This is a genomic window from Streptomyces humidus (assembly GCF_014649655.1).
In the GTDB taxonomy this organism is placed as follows: Bacteria; Actinomycetota; Actinomycetes; order Streptomycetales; family Streptomycetaceae; genus Streptomyces; species Streptomyces humidus.
In genome coordinates this window covers 52,756-69,355 of record NZ_BMTL01000032.1, presented here as the reverse complement: position 1 = coordinate 69,355, position 16,600 = coordinate 52,756, and the positions used below count along the sequence as shown (strand labels likewise).

The following is a 16,600-nucleotide window of genomic DNA, read 5'->3' as shown; positions in this document are numbered from 1 at the left end:
AGGTTCGGCAGCATCTAGAAAAACCTCGGATCGTCGAAGACACCGGACGCGACGAGATACACGTAGAAGTCGGCGAGCGCCACGCTGACCAGCGACGCCCAGGCCAGCAGCATGTGGCGGGCGTTGAGCCGGCCGACGAACTGCCAGGCGCGGTAGCGCACGGGGTGCCGGGAGAAGTGCTTCAGCTTGCCGCCCACGATGTGCCGGCAGGAGTGGCACGAGATCGTGTACGCCCAGATCAGGGTGATGTTGAGCAGGAAGACGAGTGTGCCGAGGCCCATGTGGCCCCATGCGTAGTGCTCGTCGCGGAAGGAGAGCACCGTGTCGTACGTGAGGATCCCGGCGACGAGGATCGCCGCGTAGAAGAAGTACCGGTGGATGTTCTGCAGGATCAGCGGGAAGCGGGTCTCGCCGGTGTACTTCGTGTGCGGCTCGGCGACCGCGCAGGCCGGGGGCGAGGCCCAGAAGCCCCGGTAGTAGGCCTTGCGGTAGTAGTAGCAGGTCAGCCGGAAGCCGAGCGGGAAGATCAGGATGATGATCGCCGGCGAGATGCCCCACCAGCCGCCGAAGACGTCCGCGTTCGGCCCCGCGTGCATGGGCCGGCAGTTCTCCGCCAGACACGGCGAGTAGAACGGCGAGACGTACGGCGCCGCGTAGTAGTCCGCGTTCGCGAAGGCCCGCCAGGTCGAGTAGACGATGAACGCCAGCAGGCCGGCCGCGGTGGCGGCGGGGGCCAGCCACCAGCGGTCGGTCCGCAGATGGGGTGCGGCGATCGCGGCGCGGCCGGCGCCGCGTACGCCGCTCGAGGGACGGGGGTGGGTGGAGGGAGGTGGTTCCGTGCCAGTGGCCAACTCAGGACTCCGGTCGGGTCAGGGGCTCGGGTCAGGGTGCGTGCCGGTGCCGGGCGCCGAGTCCCTCGTCGTCGGTGTCGATCCACAGGGAGTCGTCGTACGGGGTGTCGGGGATGGTGACCAGCTCGGGCCGGCGCGGTGTGCCGGTCCGGCCGGCCGCCTCGCGCAGCAGTGCCACGCTCTCCTTCAGGTGACTGGCGTCGGCGCGGACGCGGCGCATCTCCAGGCCGCCGCTGCCGAGCTGCTGCTCCAGGCGGCCGACGGACCGGGTGAGGTCCTCGAGGGAGCGCTGTACCGCTGACAGGTCGTCTTGTACGGACATGTGACATGACCTCGTTTCCGTGGGCGGCTGTGCCCTGGGACGGCAACGTTCATGCGCCTGCGAGTGTTGCGCGTCACACCGGTGGATGTGAAGGCGTGTGCAGCGATTGGCGGATGTGCGAGGGGTGCGTTGCTCCGCGCGAGTGGCCTTGGGCGGCCTGGCCGCCGTGTCGCCGTCGGCAGGCGAACCGTTTCCCTTTCAGTAGGCCGTAGATCTGATCAACACCAAAATACCGCCAAATGTGATCAGAACGCACCGGCAGCGGCTCACCGGAGGTACCAGAGATGTCCCACGACGGCGTCGGCCCGCGCGCGGTGACGCGCTCGGTCGCCTTCCTCACCGCGGGCGTGCTCGCGGTGCCCCTGCTGACGGGCTGCGGCTCCCCGGACGAGGCGGGCCGGCCCCTGGCCCACCAGGACGTCGCCCGGGCCACCCGCGCCTCGGTCGCCGAGGGCGGCACACTGCGCTGGGCGGTGGACACCGTCCCGGAGACCTTCAACGCCTTCCAGTCGGACGCCGACGCCACGACCGCCCAGGTCGCCCAGGCCGTGCTCCCGTCGATGTACCGGACCGACGTGAACGGGCGGCCGCAGCGCGACGCCGACTACCTGGAGTCCGCGAAGGTCGTCGCCACCGAGCCCAAGCAGGTCGTGCTGTACAAGCTGAACCAGCAGGCCGTCTGGAGCGACGGCCGGGAGATCGGCGCGGCCGACTTCGCCGCCCAGTGGCGAGCCCTGTCGGGCAAGGACAGCGCGTACTGGACCGCCCGCAACGCCGGCTACGACCGCATCGAGAAGATCGAGCGCGGAGCCAACGACCTGGAGGTCAGGGTCACCTTCAGCCGGACCTACGCCGACTGGAGGTCGCTGTTCTCCCCGCTGTACCCGAAGGACGTCATGGGCACGCCCGACTCCTTCAACGACGGCGCGCGGCGCAAGCTGAAGGTGACCGCCGGACCGTTCTCCGTGAAGAAGGTCGACCGCAAGAACAAGCAGGTCAGCCTCGCCCGCAACCCCCGCTGGTGGGGGAGGCCGGCCAAGCTCTCCGAGATCGTGCTGACGGCCGTCCCGCGGGACGAGCGGACGTCCGCGCTGGCCGCCGGGAAGATCGACCTGGCCGAGATCGATCCCTCCGACGCGCAGAGCGTCGACGGCGCCGCGAAGGGCACGGCCGGACCGCCCGCCGGATCCGGGCCCGCCGGCGTGGAGGCCCTGCGCAAGTGGGCCCTCGCCCACGGCATCGACACGGCCGGGGCCGACGACCGGTCCGACGAGCAGTCCGACGGCGAGTCCGACGGCGAGTCCGACGGCGGGGAGAAGTCCTCGGACGGGGCCGGGGGCGCGGCGGGCGCCGGCTCCCGCGCGAGGCTGACCAGGGCGATCGCGAAATGGGAGAGCCGCCGGAAGGCGCTGCGCGCGTTCGAGGTGCGCAGATCGCTGGAGCCCGCCTACACCCAGCTGGCCCTGAACGGTGCGCAGGGGCCCCTGGCGGACGAGCGGGTGCGGCGGGCCGTGGCCCGCGCCCTGGACCGCAAGGAGCTGGCCAAGGTCGTCCTGAAGCCGCTGGGCCTGCCCGCGGAGCCCGTGGGCAGCCATCTGGCCCTGGCCGGGCAGGACGCGTACGCCGACGGCAGCGGAGCGCTCGGCGGCCAGGACACGGCCGAGGCACAGGCACTCCTCGCGGACGCCGGATGGGTGGTCGGAGGCCCCGTCACGGAGAAGGCGAAGGACAAGGACAAGGACAAAGAAACGGCGAAGGCGAAGGCGAAAGACAAGGAAAAGGAAAAGGACAAGGACAAGGACAAGGGCGAGAAGGCGGCCGGTTCGGCCGGCAAGAAGGCGGACGGCGACGGTACGTACGTCGTCGGCGAGGACGACAAGGCGCGGGCCGAGACCGGCCGTGACGAGAGTCACCACGCCGCGAAGAACAACGCCGGCGAGCGGCAGATCGCCCAGGACGGCAAGCAGTACGAGGGGCCGCACCAGGGAGGCGTGCCCGGCGCCTACGCCCCGAAGGGCACCGCCGCGCCCGGGGCCGGCGCGGAGCTCAGGGCCGGCGCCGCTCCGCAGGCCGGCGCCACGCCCGTGGGCGCCCCGGCCAAGGCGCTGGCCAAGGACGGCAAGGCGCTCGACCTGCGGTTCGTGCTGCCGTCCGGACCGGGATCGCAGTCCCTGGAGGCGGTCGCCGAGCGGATCACGAAGATGCTGGCGAAGGTCGGCATCCGCACCGAGATCACCAAGGTCTCGGACGCGAGCTACTTCAAGGACCACATCGCGTCCGGCGAGTACGACCTCGCCCTGTACTCCTGGCCCGCGTCCGCCTTCCCGGCGACCGACGCCCGGCCGATCTACGCCAAGCCGCGGCCGGCCGCCGACGGTTCCCTGACCGTCGAACAGAACTACACCAGGGTCGGCACCGACCAGGTCGACCAGCTGTTCGCCCAGGCGCTCGCGACCCTGGACCGGGACGAGGCCCGCTCCCTGATCCGCAAGGCCGACTCGCGCATCTGGGCGGCCGCCGGATCGATCCCCCTCTACCAGCGGCCCCAGCTCACGGCCGTGCGGAAGGACGTGGTGAACGCGGGCGCCTTCGGCTTCCAGACGCCCGTCTACGAGGACATGGGCTTCCTGAAGAAGGGCGCGAAGGCCGCCGCGGGACCGCAGCGCAAGTGAGGGCGCGACCGGGCTCGGAACCGGGCGGAAACCGGTTCCGGAACCGGGCGGGAACCGGGCTCGGAACCGGGTCCGTAGGTGAGCGCGAGGTGATCGCCGGATGAACCGTGCGGCCCTGCGGGGGCCTTCCCCCGCGGGGCCACGTACGATGGGGTGAGGCCGTGGCGTGTCAAGCCCGGCAGGGCCCGCGTAACACGGACGTACGCAGCAGGGCCGCCCTCACACTCCGGGAGAACGCCGCTTTATGGCCACGCGCCACGACATTCGCAACGTAGCCATCGTCGCCCACGTCGACCACGGCAAGACGACTCTGGTCGACGCCATGCTCAAGCAGGCCGGCGCCTTCGCCGCGCACGCCGCTGAGTCGCTCGACGACCGCATGATGGACTCGAACGACCTGGAGCGTGAGAAGGGCATCACGATCCTCGCCAAGAACACGGCGGTGAAGTACCACCCCAAGGACGGGGGGGACGTCGTCACCATCAACATCATCGACACCCCCGGCCACGCCGACTTCGGCGGTGAGGTCGAGCGCGGTCTGTCGATGGTCGACGCCGTCGTGCTGCTGGTGGACGCCTCCGAGGGGCCGCTGCCCCAGACCCGCTTCGTGCTGCGCAAGGCGCTGCAGGCCCGCCTGCCCGTGATCCTGTGCATCAACAAGACGGACCGCCCGGACTCGCGCATCGACGAGGTCGTCAACGAGGCCTACGACCTCTTCCTCGACCTCGACGCCGACGAGGACCAGATCGAGTTCCCCATCGTCTACGCCTGCGCGCGGGACGGCGTCGCCTCGCTGACCAAGCCGGAGGACGGCACGGTCCCGAAGGACAGCGACAGCCTGGAGCCCTTCTTCTCCACGATCCTGTCGCACGTCCCGGCTCCCGAGTACGACGAGGAGGCCCCGCTCCAGGCGCACGTCACCAACCTGGACGCCGACAACTTCCTCGGCCGTATCGCGCTGCTGCGCGTCGAGCAGGGCGAGCTGCGCAAGGGCCAGACCGTCACGTGGATCAAGCGTGACGGCACGATGGCCAACGTGCGCATCACCGAGCTGCTGATGACCGAGGCGCTCACCCGCAAGCCTGCCGAGGTGGCGGGCCCCGGTGACATCTGCGCCGTCGCCGGCATCGCGGACATCATGATCGGCGAGACCCTCGCCGACCCCGAGAACCCCGTCGCGCTGCCGCTCATCACGGTCGACGAGCCGGCCATCTCGATGACCATCGGCACCAACACCTCGCCGCTGGTCGGCCGGGGCGGCACCGGCAAGGGCGCCGACAACAAGGCCGCCGTCAAGGACCGCAAGGTCACCGCCCGCCAGGTGAAGGACCGCCTCGACCGCGAGCTGGTCGGCAACGTCTCGCTGCGCGTGCTGGACACCGAGCGTCCCGACGCCTGGGAGGTGCAGGGCCGCGGTGAGCTGGCGCTGGCCATCCTGGTCGAGCAGATGCGCCGCGAGGGCTTCGAGCTGACCATCGGCAAGCCGCAGGTCGTCACCAAGCTCGTCGACGGCAAGGTCTACGAGCCCGTCGAGCGTATGACGATCGACGTGCCCGAGGAGCACATGGGCGCCGTCACGCAGCTCATGGGCGTGCGCAAGGGCCGGATGGACAACATGTCCAACCACGGCTCCGGCTGGGTCCGCATGGAGTTCGTGGTCCCGTCCCGCGGCCTCATCGGCTTCCGCACCGAGTTCCTCACCGGTACGCGCGGCACGGGCATCGCCCACTCCATCCACGAGGGCCACGAGCCGTGGTTCGGCACCCTGACGACCCGTAACAACGGCTCGCTCGTCGCCGACCGCGCCGGCGCCGTCACCGCGTTCGCGATGACGAACCTCCAGGAGCGCGGCGTCCTGTTCACCGACCCCGGCACCGAGGTGTACGAGGGCATGATCGTCGGCGAGAACTCGCGCTCCGACGACATGGACGTGAACATCACCAAGGAGAAGAAGCTCACGAACATGCGGTCGTCGTCGGCCGACTCGTTCGAGGCGATCGTCCCGCCGCGCAAGCTGTCGCTGGAGCAGTCGCTGGAGTTCTGCCGCGACGACGAGTGCGTCGAGGTGACCCCGGAGGCGGTCCGCATCCGCAAGGTCGTCCTCGACCAGCGCGACCGCGCCCGCACGGCGAGCCGCGCCAAGCACGGCTGACGCCGCGGTCGTCGGCTTCACACAGATGTGCCGGGCGCCCCGCGGGGCGCCCGGCACATCTGTGACCGCGGACCGGATCGGCGTCAGGACGACGTGAGTCCACGGCAGCCCACTCGAAGCCGCACGAGCCCCCGAAGGACCGACGCGGCGCTGCACTAGTACTGGAAGAGGACTTCCGGACTGTTCGGCGAGGGGCCGTCCAGCAGCGGACTGTGGATTCCCTTCAGCGTCCGGTCGAAGAACGCTGTCACGTACTCGCGGGTGATCACCACCCCGCGTGCCGGGGAGAGGGGCGGCGTCGGGAACCCGGCCTCTTCCAGAAGCAGGTCCAGGTCGCTGAAGCTGAAGTGGTCGGCGCCGGCGACCGTCAGCCACTTCTTGTAGCCGCCGAGGGCGGCCCAGGTCTGCCCCCACGTGGTGTCGTGGCCGCCGACCGGGTGGTTGTCGGCCGCACCCAGCATGAGGAGCGGCCGGTCGATCTGGCCGGGCATCGGGGCCGGGTGGAAGGCGCCGTCCATGTTCACTCCGGCCCGTACTCGCGGGTCGGCGATCATCGTGGCGGCGGCCGCCGCTCCGCCGAGGGAGTGCCCGGCCACGCCGATCTCGTGCTTGTCGATGAGGTGTGCCAGGCGCCACGCGGTATTGCCGTGCGTCAACCGGTCGATCACGAAGGACACGTCCAGCGCGCGGCTGGCGGCGACAAAGTCGAAGTCGAGCGCCGGGTCATCGCAGATCGCGCACGGCGGCGTCTGGCCGTTCGCCAGCGTCTCACCGCTGTCCTCGTAGGTGTGGCCGACGAGCGCGACGACGTAGCCGTGACTGGCCAGCTCGGTCGCGAGCGAGGTGAGCACCATGCGCGGGTCCTCGAACCCGGGTGAGAGGACCACCAGCGGATACCTGCCGCTCCGTGGCCGCGCGCCGTCGAAGGCGTGAGTGGTGACGCCGGCGAGGTTCTGTGGGGTGACTCCTGAGCTCGCCGGTAACTTCCGGCGCTGGATGGATCCGGCTGCCTCGGCGAGGGTCATATAAGGGGCCGGAGTCCCGGTCCCGGGGACGGCCGGGTAGACCATCGTGACGGTCAGTCGGCGGGGGCCGGACGACGGCACCCACGGGTCGGGACGGCTCGCGTCGGTGAGGTGGACGACGTCCTCGCCGGCGGCGTAGGGGCCGGTCGGCGCGGGGAGCGTGCCGTGGAAGGACGGCGTGGGCGCGGTGGCCGTCGCCGTGGCCGGTGCGGTGTCGAACGCGTGCGTGGCCATCGGTGTGGCTGACGATGTGGTCGTGGCGGCGTACCCGGCGCCGGTTCCGGTGACGAGGGCGGCGAGAGCCAGCACCGCGACAGCGCTGGTACGGCGATTGCGTTTCATGGGATCGACGCTAGGTTTTGCAGCTCCGCATCGAATCAGCCCATGGATCTGAACCGTTCGTAGTCCTCGCGAGGTACCGGAGTCATCCGCCGGGACTACGTCATGGCTGTGCGGACGCCTCGTAAGGTCACCGGTGCCGCCCCTCCGGTTCCACCGTCGAGGCCGCAAAGCCCACATGCCAGGTGGTCGCCGAACAGCCACGCCGACGACCTCTGGTTCTCGCTGCGATGTGCCTGGGCATCAAAAGTCTGCTGAAAGAGCGGTGAAAGGCCGATCGAAAGGCCGTTGAAAGACCAGGGAAAGATCGCCGAAGGATCCGGGAAAGACGGATCCCGGACACTGGTGGTGCGGGGCGGGCGACCGACGGGGGACATGCGGCGCCCGCCTCCGCGTCGCCTCGTGCCGCGCCGCGCCCGCCGACCCCGGCCCGGACGCCCGCAGTTGGCCGGATCCCGACCACGGGCGGCCCGGTGGTTCGCGTCGGCGAAGCCCGGCGTTGCCCGGCCGTCGCCGCTGGACTACGTTCTGTCAATGCTCACCCCACGGATCCGGTTCCGTCTGCTCGGACCCCTGGACATCGAGATCGACGGACGGGCCGTCTCGCTCACCGGACGGCAACGGGCGCTGTGCACGGTCCTCCTGCTGCACGCCGACCACGTCGTCTCCGTCGACCGGCTGATCCAGTGCCTGTGGGACGACCGTCCGCCCGGCGCCGGCGCGGCTCGCGTACGGGCCCTCGTCGCCGAGGTGCGACGCGCTCTCGGCCCTTCGGGGACAGACGTGTTGACCACCCGCCGGCCCGGCTACGTCATGCACGCAGGCCCGGCCGAACTGGACCTGCTGGCCTTCGAGAACCTCGTCAGGGGCGGCTCGCGGGCCGCGGCCGACGGCGACTGGCGGACGGCCCGGCACCGCGGCGAGGAGGCCCTCGCGCTGTGGCGGGACGAGCCGCTGGCCGACCTCCCGGAGGTCGCGGTGCGCGAGGCGGAGCGTCAACGCCTGGGCGAACTGCACCTGGTGGCCCGGGAGAGCGTCGCCGAGGCGGAGATCGAGACCGGCCGGCACCGCCACGCCATCGCCGAGCTCCTGCGGCTGACCGCCGCCCACCCTCTGCGCGAGCGCCCGCACGGCCTGCTGATGGCCGCCCTGCACCAGGACGGCCGCAGCGCCGAGGCGCTGGAGCTGTACGCCTCGCTGCGTCGGCGCATGGTGGACGAACTGGGCATGGAACCCTCCGTCGACCTCAGGGACCTGCACCGGCGCCTGCTGGGCGGCGGCAGGGCCGGCGGAGTCCTCGCCGCCGGACCCGGCGTCCGCCTGTCGCAGTCCCAGCCGCAGTCTCAGCCGCAGCCGTCGTCACCGCTTCGGGTGCAGGCGCAGGCACAGGCGCCGACCGCCGCCTCCGAGCGGCCGGTGCCCCGCCAACTCCCGCCCACACCGCGCCGTTTCGTCGGTCGCGACCGGGAACTCGCCCGTCTCGACTCCTGCCTGCGCGACGCCGAGCCGCTCGCCCTCATCGTGGGACCGGCGGGCGTCGGCAAGAGCGCCCTGGCGCTGAACTGGGCGCACCGGGTAGCCGACCGCTTCCCCGACGGCCAGCTCTTCCTCGACATGCGGGGCTTTGACAACGCCGAGCCGATGACCCCCGACGAGGCCCTGCCGCTGCTGCTGCAGGGTCTGGGCTGCGCCCCGCGCGACATTCCGCTGGGCGCCGAGGCGCAGACCGCGCTGTACCGGACGTTGCTGGTGGACCGCCGGGTGCTCGTCGTCCTCGACGACGTGGCCGACGCGTCCTGCGTACGGCGGCTGCTGCCCGCCTCGGCCGGCTCGCTCACGCTGGTGACGAGCCGCGACAAGCTCAGCGGCCTGGTCACCCTGGACGGCGGCTACCGGGTGTCCTGCGACGTCCTCGACAGCGCCGCCGCGCTGGAGCTGATCAGCGGCGCGGTCGGCGCGGAGGCCGTCGCCGCCGATCCGGAGGCCGCGACCCGGCTCGTCGAACTCTGCGACCACCTGCCCCTCGCCCTGTGTGTGGCGGGTTCCTGGATCGGCGACCGGCCAGGCAGTATCCGGGCATACGTCCGTGACCTCGCCGACCGGGGGCGACTGGCCCGGCTGCACGTCGAGGGGGAGGAGTCCGTCGCCGTACGGGCCGCGCTCGACCTGTCCTACGCGACGCTGCCCGACGAGGCCCGGTCGGCCTTCCGCCGGCTGGGCGTGCTGCCGGGCACCGGCCGGTCGGTCCCGGCGGCCGCCGCGGCCGCCGGGACCGACGAACGCCGCCTGGCCGACCTGCTGCGGCAGGCCCAGCGCGTGCACCTGCTGCGCGACGTCGAGCACGGCCGCCCCGCGTGGCACGACCTCGTGCACGAGTACGCCCGCGACCGCACGTTCGCCGAGGACGCCCCCGAGGAGCGGGAGGCCGCCGTCACCCGGGTCCTCGACCACTATCTGCAGAGCGTCGTCAACGCCGCCGCCACGGCGGGCCTGTACGTCATGCGCACCCGTCCGGGGCCCGTGGAAGGCTCGCTGCCGCGCGAGTTCGGCACGGTCGAGGAGGCGTACGCCTGGTTCGACGGAGAGTGGGACGACATCGCGGCCGCGATCGGACACGCCGCCGAGCACGGCCCCGCGCGGTTCGTGTGGTGGCTGGTGGACGCGCTGCAGGACCTCTTCCATCACCGCCGTCCGCTGTCCGACTGGATGCGGCTGGCCACCCTTGCCCGGGAGGTGGCCGCGCGCCACGGCGACGAGGTCGGCCAGGCCTCCATGTGCCTCTCCCTCGGCAGCGCCCGCTGGCGCAACGGGGACCTGCGGGGCGCGCTCGCGGAGTACGAGGAGGGAGAGCAGCTGGCGCGCCGGGCCGGCTGGGCGTACGGCGAGGCCGGCAGCCTCCAGGGCAAGGGCGTCACCCTCAAGCTCCTCGGCGAGCTGCGCCGCGCACTGCCCTGCTACGACCGGGCGCTGGCGCTCTACCGCACCCTGGGGAACGTCAAGAACGAAGAGATCATGCTGATCAACACGGCGTCCCTGAACCTGGCCCTGGGGCGGCTGGACGCGGCCGAGGAGGCGGCCTGCGCGGCCCTCGACCTGATCGGCGACACGGTCCACCACAACCGGGCCATGGCGCTCGTCAGCCTCGCCCAGGTGCGGCAGCGGCAGGCCCGGTTCGACGAGGCGGCGGCGGCGCTGCGCACCTGCTTCCTCGTCTCCCGCGACTCCGGCTCCACCTATACCGAGGCGGTGGCGCTGGAGGCGCTGGGCCGGGTCCGCGCCGACGCCGGCCGGGACGACCGCGCGCTCCTCGCCCACGAGGACGCCCTCGCCGTCTCCCGCCGGGTGGAGAACCGCAACTGCCAGGTCGACAGCCTGGTCGGGATCGCCTCGGTGAAACTGCGCGCGGGCCGCGCCGAGGAGGCGGCCGAACATCTCGACGCCGCCTTCGAGACCGCCGAACGCACCGGTCACCGCGCGGGCCTGGTCGAGGTGCTGCTGGCCCGCGCCGACCTGGCCCGCGCCCGGGGCCGCCCCGCCGACGCCCTGGACTGCCTGGAACGCGCCGAGAGCCTCGCCACCGACGGCACCCCCCTCGCCCTTCCCCGCATCCACCTCACCACCGCCCTGACGCTGCTGGAAACGGACGAAGGCGCAGATACAGCCACAGAAGTGGACGCGGACGCAGGCGCGGACGCAGGTACAGATACGGGCATGGGCATGGGCGCCGGGACAGAGGCACACGCGGAGGCAGCGGACGCCGCAGACGGCTCCGGCGGCTCCGGCGGCTCCGGAGCCGGAACCGTCGGCGCCCCGGCCCCGGCCCCGGCCCCGACCCGGGCCCGGGCCCGTGCCGAGGCGGGCCGGGCCGTCGCTCTGGCCGAGGCCTCCGGTCAGCGCCTCCTGCACGCTCACTCCCTCGCGGCCCTGGCCGCCGCGCACGAGGCGCACGGCGACGCCGAGTCGGCGCACACCGCCCGGGCCCGGGCCGAAGAGCTGTACGCGACGATCGGAGTCGAGACCGGCTCCCGGGTGCCGCCGCGCCCCCTGCCGGGGCACCGGCACCGGGAGTTGCCCCAGGACGCGGAGTCCCGTCTCACCCTCTATCTCACCGAGCACTTCGACGGCTGACCGAGGCCGAGGCCGGCGGCGCGGCCGCTCAGACGGACGTGGCATACGCGCTGCCGAGCCCCAGCCGGGGGTCGCGGGCCAGGATGCGTTCCTGAAGGGACCGCAGTTCCGGACCCGGCTCGCAGCCGAGGAGGTCGACCATCCGCAGGCGCAGCAGCTGGAAGCAGTCCAGCGCGTCCGCCTGACGTCCGCTCCGGTGCAGGGTGACCATCAGCAGGCCGATGACCTTCTCGTCGAAGGGGTGCATCTCGGCGAGCCAGTGCAGCTGCGGCAGGCACTCCTCGTGCCGCCCCGCGCGCAGGTACAGCTCCGTGCTGCCGATCAGCGCCTCCCGGTGCTCGCGCCGCAGCGCCGTCCGCGCCGACTCCGCCCAGGGCGTGCGCACATCGGACAGCGGCTCGCCGTGCCACAGTTCGAGGGCCCGCCCGTAGAGACCGAGAGCCGTGTCGGTCTCGCCGGCGCGGGCGGTGTGCCGCGCCTGCCGGACGAGGGCGCGGAACCGCGCGGTGTCCACGGACCGCTCGTCGACGGCGAGGACGTACCCGCCCCGTCTGCGGGCCAGTTCGAAGCTCCCGCTCCGCTGCCCGTCGGCCCCCAGCGCTTTGCGCAGCCGGGTGGCCTGGATGTAGAGCGCGTCGCGCGGACGCACGGGCCGACGCTCCTGCCACACCCGCTCGATCAGCGTCTCGTCGGCCACGAAGACGCCCGGGGTCCATGCCAGCGCCGCCAGCAGCAGTTTGGTGCCGTGCGGAAGCGGCAGCTTGTCGCCGGAGTGGGTGCGGGCCTCCACGCAGCCCAGCAACTGGATGTCCATGCCGTACCCCCGTACCTCGAACCACTTGAGTCACCACTGTGCGCGCGCGGTGTTCGGGTGGCGCATGGATGCTGCACGGAAGCGCGCGAGGGGATCGACGCGGGCGTGCGGGCGCGTGCCGCCCGGGAGAGCGGGCTGGTCGAGGGGGGTCGAGGGACACGTAGGGAAAACCCTTCATCCTCGCCATCGAGTCGGCTTCAAGCCGTTTTCCCACTAGCCTGCTGTGTGAACGGACGGCCTGCGCGGCTTCGAGCGCGCCTCCGTGCGTCTTCGGGAGGCCCCGTCAGGGGCAGTCGAGACGGCCGATGCACACGGCCGATCCGGAGGCAAGTGATTTTCCCCTCCCTGCTGTCCGGAATACGGACAGCCATCCCCGATAGATGTGTAACAAGTCCGTTTCGCAGGGATCTTTCTGCTAGCTGTTTGTCCGGATTTTGGAAGAAGTACACATCAGGTGTGATCGAACCGAGACCTTTCGGGTGTGGTTCGCCCTTCGCCCATGGCAGATAGTTAGGCGCGTAGAGCTCGGAATGAACGGGTCACGCGCTGCAGCTGCGGCGACTCGCGAGCCAGGGGGGCACCTGACTGTTTCAGGCACCGGTGACGGTGGTGTCATGTGCCCCTTCATGCGGTGAACCAATGGACTCATGAGGAGGAGCCCCATGCGTGGTGCCAAGAGCGCCAAGTGGGTTGCGATAGCCGCCGTTGTGGCGCTGGGTGCGACGGCCTGTGGCGGTGGCGGGGACTCGGGCAGCTCGGCCAAGGGCGACGGCACCGTGGCGGTGGAGATCGGCGAACCGCAGAACAGCCTGGTTCCCACCAACACGTACGAGACCGAGGGCGGCCAGGTCATCAACGCCCTCTTCACGGGGCTGACCAAGCTTGACGCCAGCAACAAGGTCGTCAACGCGATGGCGCAGTCGATCGACTCGACCGACAACAAGGTCTGGACGATCAAGCTGAAGCCGGGCTACACCTTCCACAACGGGGAGAAGGTCACCGCCCAGTCCTTCATCGACGCCTGGAACTACGGCGCGAACCAGACCAACGCCCAGCAGACCAACCCGCTGTTCAGCCACATCCAGGGCTACAGCGACCTGAACCCGGGCGAGGGCAAGAAGCCCACGACCGACAAGCTCTCGGGTCTGAAGGCCGTCGGCGAGGACACGCTGCAGGTCACCCTCACCGGCGCGTTCTCCGCGTTCCCGTCGCAGCTCTCGTTCACCGCGTTCGTGCCGCTGCCCAAGGCGTTCTTCAAGGACCCGAAGGGCTTCGGCGAGGCCCCGATCGGCAACGGCCCCTTCGAGATGAAGGGCAAGTTCAAGCACAACGAGTCGATCAGCACCACGAAGTACGACAAGTACCCGGACGCCTCGAAGATCGAGGTCAAGGGCGTCAACTTCAAGATCTACTCGAACCTGGACACCGCCTACAAGGACCTCGTCGCCGGCAACCTCGACAGCCTGCTGACGATCCCGACCTCGGGTCTGCCGACGTACAAGAAGGACCTGCCGAACCGTACGATCGACGAGCCCGACTCGGCCGTCGGCTACATCGGCTTCCCGGTCAAGTACAACAAGGCCTTCCAGAACGCGGATCTGCGCAAGGCCGTGTCGATGTCGATCGACCGGAAGACGATCTCCGAGAAGATCTTCCTCGGCGCACGCACCCCCGCGGACGACTACATCAGCCCCATCATCGACGGCTACCGCAAGGGCGCCTGCGGTGAGGCCTGCACGCTGAACCCGGCGAAGGCCAAGGAGCTGTACAAGAAGAGCGGCGGGCTGCCCGGCAACACGCTGGAGATCGGCTACAACGCCGACGGCGGCCACAAGGACTGGGTCGAGGCCGTCGCCAACCAGATCCAGCAGAACCTGGGCGTCAAGGTCACGGCCAAGCCGTTCGAGCAGTTCCAGACGATCCTCAACGACCTGGACGCCAAGAAGTACAGCGGCGCCTTCCGGATGGCGTGGAGCATGGACTACCCGGACGCGGAGGACTACCTCCGTCCGGTCTTCTCCAAGGACGCCATCGCCAACGGCTCGAACTACTCGGGTTACGTCAACGAGGACTTCGAGAAGCTCCTCGTGCAGGGCGACCAGGCCCCGACGCACGAAGAGGCCGTGAAGCTGTACCAGCAGGCGGACGACGTCCTGCTCAAGGACCTGCCGTACATCCCGGTGTACTTCTACACGATGAACGCGGGCTTCAGCGACAAGATCAAGTCGATGAAGGTCGCCGGTCACCAGATCCTGTGGGACACGGTCAAGCTCAGCTGACCCGAGTCTGAGCAGTTCCGACACACAGCGGAACAGGGTGAGCAGGGGGGTCGGTCACCGGCCTTCCCCTGCTCACCCCTTCTGCCGTCTCCCGTCCGACAGTGCCGCCTTCCCGGCAGCGGGCGGGTCGAGCATCCCCCTCTGGAGTACCGATGGGCCGATACGTCGTGCGCCGCCTCCTGCAGGTCATCCCTGTGGCGATTGGCGTCACGTTCATCATCTTCTGCCTGGTCTTCGCTCTGCCCGGCGACCCGATCCAGGCACTGGCCGGCGACAAGCGCGCCGACCCGAACATCGCGGCGATCCTGCGCGACCACTACCACCTCAACCAGCCGCTGTACCTGCAGTACTGGCACTACATCAGCGGTGTCTTCACCGGTGATCTCGGCGAGACGTACAACGGACGCGCCGTCTCCGACCTCGTGTCCCAGCGGTTCCCCATCACGCTGAAGCTGGGACTGACCGCGTTCGCCCTCGAAGCCGTCATCGGCATCGTCGCGGGCATCTTCGCCGCGCTGAAGCGCGGCAAGTTCCTCGACAACGTGGTGCTGGTCTCCACGCTGGTGCTGATCTCGATCCCCGTCTTCGTCCTGGGCAGCGTGCTCCAGCTCGAGTTCGGCGTGAACCTCAAGATCACACCGGTGGCGGGCATCCAGCAGGGCTGGCCGCAGAGCTACATCCTCCCGGCCATCGTGCTGGCCACGACCTCGATGGCGTACATCGCCCGGCTCACCCGGGCGAGCATGACGGAGTCGGTCCGCGCGGACTACGTGCGCACGGCGATCGCCAAGGGTCTGCCGCAGCGCCGGGTGATCGGTCTGCACGCCCTGCGCAACTCCCTGATCCCCGTCGTCACCTTCCTGGGCTTCGACCTCGGGGCCCTCATGGGCGGCGCCATCATCACCGAGCGCGTGTTCAACATGCCCGGCATCGGCCAGCAGTTGGCGCAGTCCCTCTATCTGCGCGAGCGGCCCGTCGTCGTCGGGCTGGTCACCCTCCTGGTGCTGATCTACCTGGTCGCGAACCTGCTCGTCGACCTGCTGTACGCCGTGCTCGACCCGAGGATCCGTTATGAGTGAGAAGACGATAGAGAGGCCGACCACCGACGAGGCCGCCCTCGCCAAGGAGATCGAGGCCGACGAGAAGGCGGCGGCACGTCAGGCCAGCCTGCTCAAGGACGGCTGGGCCGACCTGCGCAAGCGCCCGATGTTCATCGTGTCGGGGCTCGTCATCCTGCTCCTGCTCGCCCTGGCGGTCGTCCCCGGCCTGTTCACGGCGCGCTCCCCGTTCTCGGACGGCTTCTGCCAGCTCCAGAACTCCATGACCCCGCCCACCTCGGGCCACCTGTTCGGCTACGACGTGCAGGGCTGCGACATCTACACGCGGACCGTGTACGGCGCCCGCAACTCGATCATCGTGGGCGTGGTGACCACCATCGCCACGACGCTGATCGGCGGTCTGGTGGGCATGCTGGCCGGCCTGATCGGCGGCTGGATCGACGCGGTGCTGTCCCGTGTCACCGAGGTCTTCTCGGCCCTGCCGCTGCTCGTCGGCGGTCTGCTGATCATGTCGATCTGGGGCGGCGGCGACGTCTGGTCGGTGTCGCTGATCATGGCGGTCCTGGGCTGGCCCCAGGTCTTCCGCATCATGCGCGGCGAGGTCATCTCCAACAAGTACAACGACTACGTGGCGGCCGCCCGTGCGCTCGGCGCGGGCCCGGGACGGATCGCGTTCCGGCACATCCTGCCGAACACGCTCGCCCCCGTCATCGTCATCACCACGATGAACCTGGGCGTCTACATCGCGGCCGAGGCCGCGCTGTCCTACCTGGGCATCGGCATCCAGTACCCCAACATCTCGTGGGGTCTGATGATCAGCGACGCCCAGGACCGGTTCCTGACCTCGCCGCACGCACTGCTGTTCCCGGCCGGCGCCCTGAGCATCACCGTGCTGGCGTTCATCATGCTCGGCGACGTGGTGCGCGACGCCTTCGACCCCAAGATGCGCTGAGGGAGGCG

General features: G+C 70.4%; 10 protein-coding genes. 6 read left to right on the top strand and 4 right to left on the bottom strand.

What is annotated here, in order from left to right; genetic code table 11:
• Positions 1 to 14: 14 nt before the first annotated feature.
• Positions 15 to 851 (bottom strand): succinate dehydrogenase subunit SdhC, encoded by an 837-nt coding sequence (sdhC, locus tag IE239_RS31400; RefSeq protein WP_190152830.1) that lies wholly within the window; start codon positions 849 to 851, stop codon positions 15 to 17.
• 31 nt (positions 852 to 882) lie between these two features.
• Positions 883 to 1,173: an Rv0250c family protein gene (locus tag IE239_RS31395; RefSeq protein ID WP_190152829.1), complete on the bottom strand. Its 291-nt coding sequence runs from the start codon at positions 1,171 to 1,173 to the stop codon at positions 883 to 885.
• A gap of 284 nt (positions 1,174 to 1,457) precedes the next feature.
• On the opposite strand from IE239_RS31395, the gene IE239_RS31390 reads away from it, so the two are divergent.
• Positions 1,458 to 3,845, top strand: a complete 2,388-nt coding sequence (locus IE239_RS31390) for an ABC transporter family substrate-binding protein (protein WP_190152828.1) — start codon at positions 1,458 to 1,460, stop codon at positions 3,843 to 3,845.
• A gap of 244 nt (positions 3,846 to 4,089) precedes the next feature.
• Complete coding sequence (gene typA / locus IE239_RS31385) at positions 4,090 to 5,997, top strand: translational GTPase TypA (protein ID WP_190152827.1); 1,908 nt, start codon at positions 4,090 to 4,092, stop codon at positions 5,995 to 5,997.
• A gap of 155 nt (positions 5,998 to 6,152) precedes the next feature.
• Here the strand turns inward: typA and IE239_RS31380 are convergent, their stop codons facing one another.
• On the bottom strand, positions 6,153 to 7,364 hold the full coding sequence (locus tag IE239_RS31380) for an alpha/beta hydrolase family protein (RefSeq protein WP_190152826.1): 1,212 nt from the start codon (positions 7,362 to 7,364) through the stop codon (positions 6,153 to 6,155).
• Between the two features lie 531 nt (positions 7,365 to 7,895).
• Between IE239_RS31380 and IE239_RS31375 the strand changes: the two genes are divergently transcribed.
• Positions 7,896 to 11,489 (top strand): AfsR/SARP family transcriptional regulator, encoded by a 3,594-nt coding sequence (locus IE239_RS31375; protein WP_229878423.1) that lies wholly within the window; start codon positions 7,896 to 7,898, stop codon positions 11,487 to 11,489.
• Between the two features lie 28 nt (positions 11,490 to 11,517).
• Here IE239_RS31375 and IE239_RS31370 read toward each other — a convergent pair whose 3' ends face one another.
• Positions 11,518 to 12,303 carry an AfsR/SARP family transcriptional regulator gene (locus IE239_RS31370; RefSeq protein ID WP_190152825.1) on the bottom strand — a complete coding sequence of 262 codons (786 nt, stop codon included), beginning with the start codon at positions 12,301 to 12,303 and terminating at the stop codon, positions 11,518 to 11,520.
• Between the two features lie 662 nt (positions 12,304 to 12,965).
• On the opposite strand from IE239_RS31370, the gene IE239_RS31365 reads away from it, so the two are divergent.
• The 3 genes from IE239_RS31365 to IE239_RS31355 all read left to right on the top strand — a co-directional run bounded on the left by IE239_RS31365 (position 12,966) and on the right by IE239_RS31355 (position 16,592).
• Positions 12,966 to 14,582, top strand: a complete 1,617-nt coding sequence (locus IE239_RS31365; RefSeq protein WP_190152824.1) for a peptide ABC transporter substrate-binding protein — start codon at positions 12,966 to 12,968, stop codon at positions 14,580 to 14,582.
• 152 nt (positions 14,583 to 14,734) lie between these two features.
• Positions 14,735 to 15,661, top strand: coding sequence for an ABC transporter permease (locus IE239_RS31360; protein WP_190152823.1), 927 nt, complete (start codon positions 14,735 to 14,737; stop codon positions 15,659 to 15,661).
• The gene (locus IE239_RS31355; protein WP_190152822.1) at positions 15,654 to 16,592 is read left to right on the top strand and encodes an ABC transporter permease; all 939 of its coding nucleotides are present in this window, start codon (positions 15,654 to 15,656) and stop codon (positions 16,590 to 16,592) included. Before IE239_RS31360 ends, IE239_RS31355 begins: the two co-directional genes overlap by 8 nt.
• Positions 16,593 to 16,600 lie beyond the last annotated feature (8 nt).

Bases quoted from the DNA above. Each gene is read 5' to 3' on its own strand.
- IE239_RS31395 (WP_190152829.1), bottom strand. From the start codon at position 1,173: ATGTCCGTACAAGACGACCTGTCAGCGGTACAGCGCTCCCTCGAGGAC.
- IE239_RS31390 (WP_190152828.1), top strand. From the start codon at position 1,458: ATGTCCCACGACGGCGTCGGCCCGCGCGCGGTGACGCGCTCGGTCGCC.
- typA (WP_190152827.1), top strand. From the start codon at position 4,090: ATGGCCACGCGCCACGACATTCGCAACGTAGCCATCGTCGCCCACGTC.
- IE239_RS31380 (WP_190152826.1), bottom strand. From the start codon at position 7,364: ATGAAACGCAATCGCCGTACCAGCGCTGTCGCGGTGCTGGCTCTCGCC.
- IE239_RS31375 (WP_229878423.1), top strand. From the start codon at position 7,896: ATGCTCACCCCACGGATCCGGTTCCGTCTGCTCGGACCCCTGGACATC.
- IE239_RS31370 (WP_190152825.1), bottom strand. From the start codon at position 12,303: ATGGACATCCAGTTGCTGGGCTGCGTGGAGGCCCGCACCCACTCCGGC.
- IE239_RS31365 (WP_190152824.1), top strand. From the start codon at position 12,966: ATGCGTGGTGCCAAGAGCGCCAAGTGGGTTGCGATAGCCGCCGTTGTG.
- IE239_RS31360 (WP_190152823.1), top strand. From the start codon at position 14,735: ATGGGCCGATACGTCGTGCGCCGCCTCCTGCAGGTCATCCCTGTGGCG.
- IE239_RS31355 (WP_190152822.1), top strand. From the start codon at position 15,654: ATGAGTGAGAAGACGATAGAGAGGCCGACCACCGACGAGGCCGCCCTC.